The 1,323-nt window shown below is 76.6% G+C and carries 2 protein-coding genes; both read right to left on the reverse strand.

Annotation, left to right across the window (positions count from 1 at the left end):
* Positions 1–526: NUDIX domain-containing protein (locus AB0O29_RS36010; protein ID WP_365160693.1), on the reverse strand; the 526-nt coding region annotated here is incomplete at its 3' end.
* Positions 523–1,323: class I SAM-dependent methyltransferase (locus tag AB0O29_RS36015; protein ID WP_365160695.1), on the reverse strand; the 801-nt coding region annotated here is incomplete at its 5' end. The genes AB0O29_RS36010 and AB0O29_RS36015, both read right to left, overlap by 4 nt.

Genomic DNA, 1,323 nt, shown 5'->3' on the forward strand with positions numbered 1-1,323 from the left:
GGCGGCGGTCGGGGGCGGGGGCGGTACCGAGTCCGGGGTCCGGGTCGTGGGCGATCGGGTCGTCCGGGTGCTGGAAGTGCACGGCCATCGGATGGCCGTCCCGGTAGGTGTCCAGCCCCGCCCGGCAGTACGCGACCATCGGCTCCGGCAGCGCGTCGAGGCCGTACCAGCCCATCGCGTCGCAGACCGCCGGCTCGCGGACGGCCGGGGTGCCCCGCCAGTCGCGGACCTCGAAGAAGAACCCCGTCCGGGACCGGCCGCCCGGGCCCCGGTGGTGCACGACGACCGCGAACCGCACCCCCGCCGGGTCGACGACCACACCCGTCTCCTCGCGGGCCTCGCGGATCAGGGCCCGGACGACGTCCTCGTGCGGGCCGCCCAGGTGCCCGGACGGCAGGTGCCACATCCCGGCGGCGTAGACCTCCCCGGCCCGGCGGGACAGCAGGACCTCGGGGCCGGCCTCGCCATCACGGCGCAGGATCAGGTGGACGTCGACGGCCTCCCGGTGCCGGTCGGCCCCGCTCACGAGGTGCTCCTCGGGCGGCGGGCCAGCAGGACCGTGAACACCGCGTCCTCCCGCAGCACCCCGCCCTGCGCGTACCCCGCCAGCAGCCGGAGGGCCTGCGCCTCGAACTCCTCGTGCCGGCCGGTGAAGAGCCCGGGGCGGGCGAAGCTCGTGCTGCGCAGGTAGCCGACGGCCGATTCGGGGGTCCAGGCCCGGGTGAGGGGGAAGCGGTGTTCGCTCACCTCGCTGAACGCCGAGTCGGCGAGCTCCTCCTCGTACGGGCGTTCCGGCTCGGTGTAGGCGCCCCCGGTGCCCGCACGGCGGCCGGGGCCCAGGTGACTGCGGACCAACTCGCGGAGGGCGGCGGTCCATTCGGCCTCGTGGGTCCACAGGCTGCCGTCGCTCATGATCGCCAGGACGGCGTGCGGTGCGGCCACCCGGTCGGCCATCCGCAGGACCGCGGGCCGGTCCATCCAGTGGAAGGCCCGGCAGCAGGTGACCAGGTCGGGGCGGCGGTGGGGGAGTTGGGGGACGAAGGTGTGGGCCTGGCCGAGGTGGGCGGCGGCCGTGCTCGTACCGAGGAGGGGCGCGAGGTCGGCCGTCGCTCGCGCGAGCATCTCCGGGTTGACGTCGACGAGGTCGACGTGCGCGAGCCGGGGGACGACGGGCAGCAGCGCGCGGGGGACCTGGGCCGTGCCGGTGCCGAGGTCCAGCAGGACGGGTGCGGGGACCCCGTGCAGGGAGGCGGCGAGCAACCGGACGGCGGCGTCCGGCACGCCCGGGCGGTAGCGGGCGTAGGCGGCTGCGGAGCCGGTGCC

Source organism: Streptomyces sp. NPDC089915 (assembly GCF_040684675.1).
Taxonomy (GTDB): domain Bacteria; phylum Actinomycetota; class Actinomycetes; order Streptomycetales; family Streptomycetaceae; genus Streptomyces.